The organism is Vibrio sp. IB15, from assembly GCF_016406055.1.
Taxonomy (GTDB): Bacteria; Pseudomonadota; Gammaproteobacteria; order Enterobacterales; family Vibrionaceae; genus Vibrio; species Vibrio chagasii.
Window position 1 is genome coordinate 140,744 of record NZ_JAEFCE010000004.1, and the last position, 6,296, is coordinate 147,039.

Annotated in this window: 6 protein-coding genes; 2 read left to right on the forward strand and 4 right to left on the reverse strand. The window is 41.9% G+C overall.

All coding sequences use genetic code 11. The features are described 5' to 3' along the window. Positions 1–5: 5 nt before the first annotated feature. The 3 genes from JC606_RS02820 to JC606_RS02830 form a co-directional block, all read right to left on the reverse strand. Positions 6–956 carry an iron chelate uptake ABC transporter family permease subunit gene (locus tag JC606_RS02820; RefSeq protein ID WP_198777873.1) on the reverse strand — a complete coding sequence of 317 codons (951 nt, stop codon included), beginning with the start codon at positions 954–956 and terminating at the stop codon, positions 6–8. Then, positions 949–1,902 (reverse strand): ABC transporter permease, encoded by a 954-nt coding sequence (locus tag JC606_RS02825; RefSeq protein WP_105058335.1) that lies wholly within the window; start codon positions 1,900–1,902, stop codon positions 949–951. The genes JC606_RS02820 and JC606_RS02825 overlap by 8 nt, the downstream gene beginning before the upstream one ends. A gap of 97 nt (positions 1,903–1,999) precedes the next feature. Continuing rightward, positions 2,000–2,932, reverse strand: a complete 933-nt coding sequence (locus JC606_RS02830; RefSeq protein ID WP_198777875.1) for a siderophore ABC transporter substrate-binding protein — start codon at positions 2,930–2,932, stop codon at positions 2,000–2,002. Positions 2,933–3,858: 926 nt separating this feature from the next. Here JC606_RS02830 and JC606_RS02835 point away from each other — a divergent pair. Continuing rightward, positions 3,859–4,068: a hypothetical protein gene (locus JC606_RS02835; protein WP_004738883.1), complete on the forward strand. Its 210-nt coding sequence runs from the start codon at positions 3,859–3,861 to the stop codon at positions 4,066–4,068. 303 nt (positions 4,069–4,371) lie between these two features. Here JC606_RS02835 and JC606_RS02840 read toward each other — a convergent pair whose 3' ends face one another. After that, on the reverse strand, positions 4,372–4,965 hold the full coding sequence (locus JC606_RS02840) for a hypothetical protein (RefSeq protein WP_198777877.1): 594 nt from the start codon (positions 4,963–4,965) through the stop codon (positions 4,372–4,374). Positions 4,966–5,677: 712 nt separating this feature from the next. Here JC606_RS02840 and JC606_RS02845 point away from each other — a divergent pair. Next, positions 5,678–6,208 (forward strand): DUF3332 domain-containing protein, encoded by a 531-nt coding sequence (locus JC606_RS02845; RefSeq protein WP_332873230.1) that lies wholly within the window; start codon positions 5,678–5,680, stop codon positions 6,206–6,208. The last annotated feature ends 88 nt before the right edge of the window (positions 6,209–6,296 follow it).

Below are 6,296 nucleotides of genomic sequence, written 5' to 3' on the forward strand. Positions count from 1 at the left end.
TACCTTTACTGAATTCTGGTGCGTAACAACAAGAACATAAAATACAAACCGCCGACCAAGTTAATGATCACACTGACCGTGGTTTCAAAGGCCATCACTTTTTCAATGAACCATTGACCAGACACGAGCAGAACCACCGCTAATAAGCTACTGGCAAGAATAAGTACACGGTGTTGATACGAGCTAAATATCTGGCGCGCTAAGCTGACTGTAATTAAGCCGAAGAAAAGCACTGGGCCAACCAGAGCAGTGGATAACGCGACCATTACTGACACAATCACCAGAATCATCTGAGTTAATCGCTTGGTATTCACACCCAAACTTGTCGCGTTATCGACGCCCAACCATAGAACATCCAACTTTGGAGCTAACACCCAAAGCCCAAGCAAACACAAACCTAGCGGAAGAATACTCAGGTAAACCAGCTCGCTTTTCACATTGTTGAAGCTTGCAAACATAACGTTCTGCAGCACCGCAAACTCATTCGGGTCAATCAACATCGCTAAGAAGTTCGATAAGCTTGAGAACACGCTGCCACACACAATACCAATCAGCAGCAGGGTAAATACGTTGTTACGCTTGCTCTTAAAGTAAAAATGGAACAGAGCAAACGAGAACAAGATCATCACAGATACAGATAGGCCGAAGTTTGCAATGGAATCAATCACCCAAAAGCTCGTGCCTCCAAATACAAATAACAACGACGTTTGAACCAACATATACAAACTATCAAAGCCCAATATTGAAGGGGTGAGAATCCGGTTGTTGGTAATGGTTTGGAAGACCAGTGACGACGCAGAAATCGCCACAGCCGCCAGTACGATGGACAACAGCTTAGGCATTCTTAGCGACAAGAAAAACTCGTAGTTATCCCAGGTTAGCCCCTGCCCTACAAAAATAGCCGTCATACCCAAAGACGCGATAGCCAGAATCGCGATTTTTACTGAATCACGCATTCGACTTGTCTCTCATGATTAGGTAGATAAAAATCAAGCCACCGAAGATGCTGATGACCATTGAGATTGGAATCTCATAAGGGAAAATGACGATGCGGGCTAACAGGTCACACGCCAATACTAAAATCACGCCCCAGTAAGCTGTCCAAGGCAGGATTCGTTTCATGTTGTCGCCCATCATCAGCGATACAATGTTTGGCACAATAAGGCCAAGGAAAGGAATAACACCAACGATCATCACCACTGAAGACGCGCATATCGCCACCAAAGCAACACCAATGAACACGATCTTCTGGTAATTCAAGCCGATATTCTTTGCAAAGCTCTCACCAATACTCGCCGCGCTGAACTGACTTGCGAAATAGTAAGCCAACATACAAGCCGGGACGGCAAGGTACAGAATTTCATAACTTCCCTGTAATACGCTCGCGAAGTTCGCCATAGTCCATGCAGACATGGTTTGTACTAGGTCGTACTTGTAAGCAATAAACGTTGTCAGTGCTGAGACCACGTTGCCATACATAATACCGATCAAAGGCACTAGCACCGCATTTTTGAACTTAAGGTGCTGTAAGAAGCGAACCAACAACATGGTGCCAAACACTGCAAACGCGAAGATGAAACCTAGGTAGCTCCATTGAGCAGCGTTACCCAAGACAAGAATACCAACGATGTAGCCCAACATGGCACAGTCAATCGTGCCCATCGTAGACGGTGCTGCGAACTTGTTCTGCACAATCTGCTGCATGATTAAGCCAGAGACACTCAGACCGGCGCCTGCGAGCACAATGGCAAGCAAACGAGGGATTCGACTCACGATATAAATAGAGTTGGCGTGTTGGTTGCCGTTAAAGAAGTCACTAAAACTGATTTCAGCGACCCCTATCATCAATGACGCAACGCATAACACGACAAGAAATACAGCAGCTGCAATGGGTTTCAACATAGAAATAATACTAAAGGTAGGTCTCGGGTAGCCCGTATAAAAAGTGAAAAAGGGCTTATAAGAACGTTTCTTATAAGCTCGAAAAACTCAATAAAAATTACTGTTGAATGGTACGTTCAATGTCACCCAACATTCTGTGGATTGCCGTTACACCACCACCTGCTAGGTACCATGCACTCGAATCAAGGTAAACGATGTTGCCTTGTTGTGCAGCCGGAGTCGCAGCTACCAATGGGTTATCAAACAGTTGAGGTGCACGACCTTCAGAGCGACCAATCGCTTTTTCACGATCTAGGATGTAAAGCACTTCAGGTTTTGCATCCGCAATGTACTCAAAAGAGATAAGGTTACCGTGCGTGCCTTTGATTGGTGCGACTGTCGCACTCTTTGACTCAACGTAACCGAAATCGTCAAAGATAATTGAGAAGCGGCTGCCTTTGTTGAACATCGCAATATTGTTACCGTTGTTCATTAGCATCATCGCTGTCGTTTCACCCGAGGTTACTTTGTCATTTACCGCAGTGATTGAACCTTGAGTCTCTTTGATGATCGCTTCAACTTCAGCCTGCTTGCCAAATAACTCACCCAGTGAACGCCAGTTTTGCTGTGCATCGGCCCAGTACTTATCACCTTCAATAGAGAACATGATCGTTGGTGCAATTTGAGTTAACTTGTCGTAAACCTTAAGCATGCGGTTTTCCGCAATGATTACGTCTGGCTTCAACATGTAGATAGCTTCGAAATCAGGTTCGCTTAACGAGCCAGTGTTTTTCGTTGTTTCTTTGTATGACTCAAGGTAGTCAGGCATTAGGCTGTGAGGTGCACCAACTGGCTTTACACCAATTTTATCAAGTACATCCAAGCTACCAAAACCAAGAACAACAACTCGTTGTGGTACTTCAGTAAACTGCGCAGTGCCCTTTACGTGTTCAATCGTAACGGTTTCCGCATGAGCGGTCATCAGCGATGATGCAAGAACGATAGCAAGCCCGCTCACTAACTGGCGAACTGATTTGATTGTTTTCTTCATGTTTCTTCCTTTGCCATTGAGACAAACCACCACTCATGACAATGAAAATCAGAATACTCATAGGTGAGTAAGGGGCGTACACAACTGCTAAATAACGATAATTTAAAGTTTGTCATTGATTTGACAACAAACTTGTAACGCAAGTGAGAATTATTATCAATTATATTTGCAGTAATTTAGTTGCACAACAACTTTCTTATTCAGAAACGTTAAAGTGATTATTCATGTTTTGCTAGATCGCTATCCAAAACACGCATATCGACGCTGCGTTCGAAAGCTTGATAGATCTCATTTAAGAAAAATAAAGCAAGAATTGGAAGAACGGAGATTTAAATAAGCTATATACCAAAGGACTAGCAGCATAAGCGCCTTGAAATTTACAATGTAAAACTTCTATACAACAGCTACTTAGTTGACATCTACTGTATAAAAACACCGAAAGCACAAGAAGAGAACTTTTGTTCAGAAAACATGACCAGTGACACCACACTAAAAAGAGTAACCTCCCAGGGCCCCCTCCCTTTGCGGCTAAATAACGATGATATTTCAATCAAGATTATTTTTAGATTTCATAAAAAATGGGGTTGTAATTTAAAAAACTAGGCGTATAGTTCGCCATCTGGCTCTAATCTATAGAGCTGTTAATGCTAAAGTAAGTCCAAGTTCCACAAAGACAGTTCTCGATACCTCGTTACACCATCTCTGCGTCAGCTTTCACCTAGATAGTCATTCAATAGCTTTTAAATTAGATCCTAACTACCGATCTATCGTTATTCGCTTTCTTATGTGCGAACTCAGATTAGATCGTTCACTTAAATACAAATGTAATAAACACAAGGCAAAGTTATGTCACGAAGAACAACAAGACAAATCCATTGGTACCAACTCTCACGCGAGAAATCAGTCAACAAACTAAAAGGTAGTAAATGCTCAAGATCAAAATAGACTTACACAAAGAACAACTTTCATGGGTCGCCGAGATTCGACAGCTCAATAGCGATATACTTCACCGCCACATATTGCCAAAGCTACAACACAACAGTTATCTCATAGACTTTGAATTTAACGAAAGAGACAGCACCGGAACTATCGTTTCGCGCAACGGAAACACCCTAGGACATTTCACACTCCTATAGCTTTTCCCCTAAGGCAACAGAAAGAAACACCGTTAGTCCCACAGATGTCACCCTCAACTCGCTCTAGCAGAATAAAATAGAGTAGAACTGGAACAGAATAGAAACCTAGCCCTTTTTGCATTTCACTCGCGGCTTACGCTAGCTAGGTTATCGTGTTTTCATTGAATTGACGCTTGTCTGAAAAGCGTAGAGATTTGAAAGCGTCATCTTGAATGATCACTTCTGATGAAAGCCAGTTTCTATTTCAATTAGCTCTTCTTGAAATCAATTAAGATTGAACCTTGAATCACCAATGACACATTATCATTGCGTTAACGGCATAGACCTTAACTTTTGATCAAGCGTATATAGATGTTCTGCAGCTTGCATATGTTGAGGGTAATCGCTGAACTTATCGCGATTTTCCTCAGTCATCTTACATGTTTCATCCACCAGCATTAACTTCCAGTACAGCTTTGTGGTGTGCAGCATAGCCAATAAAGGTTTGAATACCTCTTTCTCATAAGCCTGAATCAACTCTTCAATCAACTCATCGCGTTCGTCTTCACTTGAGATTGAGGCATTAGTCGCTGCCAATACCTTTTGATATTTTGGATTTATCTTCAGCTTGTCCATCACGCTTTGATTGTCTTCAGCTAACTCAACCAACTTTAAGCGAATGATATTCAACCAATTAGCTTGGCTAATCACGCCCTCATCAACACTTGAAAAGTCTTCACGGATTTGGCGTTCAATGTCTTTCTGAGCGTTTTTTAAAACAGTGCGTACTTTTTGAAAAGGTAGGTGAAACTCCTTACTTAGCTCGATGATCAGTTTGTGAAAACCACCATTTGGAAGGTGTAAGTTTTCCTTAAACGTCGCCATTGCAGCTTCTTGCTGTTCTGTAAGGTGGGTCATTCTCTTTCCTTTTCTGTATAACTTCGGTGCAGGCTCAAGATCATAACATTATTAGTCGCTATTTTTCGGCTAGTTCAAACGTTAACACCGCAATTCTCCCAATCCTTTCTCTTTCGGCTGTTTTTCAAACCAAATGGCATCAAATGGTAAGAATGAGTTGATGAATATTCGTACATTACGCGCACAGGGTATTCAACCAGACAGGAGTCATTTACTTATATATGAAAGATAACGGCAAGAAGTGAGATAACACATGACCTATTCAGAATTCAAAGAATCCGACCTGCATAAATGCATGAGCATAGCTGGCGAAGCGGCAGTCTCGATAGCCAAATTTATTTTTAAAGTTACTTCCCTTTTGTTTCGAGGCGCTCGTTGGTTAGTCACCAAAGCATATAACTATGTAATGAAGTAGCTGCATAATAAGATAGCGACTGTGCAAAATAGCTATTTTGCACAGTCGTAATTACTAACCAAGCTAAATGGTTAAGTCATTACTTTCATTACGACCCCTCACCAATAAAAAGCGCGGCCTCCTAGGTCGCGCTTTTTTGTATGCCTAGATTTTTAACTCGTTTTTATATGCATAGTTTATAAGCACTTTCTATCAGCGATGGCGTTAAATGGTAAAACTATCGTTCAAATAAAAACCATACTACACCTGTTCCAACGAAACAGACTTCTAACTTATACAGGTACTAAAATGAAATAGATTGCACTTAAAATTGTAGGCCTAACGGTTTTGGCTTCTGCGCTAACTGGTTGTATCGGCAGTAACGCCGTAACAGGGAAAGTGATGAAATTTAACGTTGAAGTTGTCGATAACCGCTATGCTCGTGCAGGTGTAAACTTCTTATTAGCGCCTGTGTACGGTATTACAACCGCAGCAGACTACGTGGTATTCAACTCACTTGAATTCTGGACAGGCAAAAAACCTATCAGTGGCGCACCACACGTATTTGATACAAAAACAGACACTCACTTCAAAGTGAACGATGACCTGGACCCAAGCCTAAAAGAAGCGCCTGTAGGTCCAATATCTAACAACCGTACTATTGAAACCGGTGAAATGATTAAGATCGATGAAAACACTATCCAAATGGATATCGTTTATAACAGTGGTGAAACCGCAACACTCACTGGTATCAAAGAAGGCCAAAATGTGACTTACTACATGGATGGCCAACTCGTATCGCAAACAACGATTGCGGAACTAGAAAAAATACAAGCAACTGCATCTTAAGACACAGCTCTGCTAAACAATAAAAAGCCCGACAATGAACTGACCCCCAATAGTTGGACACCAATTATTGGGGGTCTTTTTATGTCCA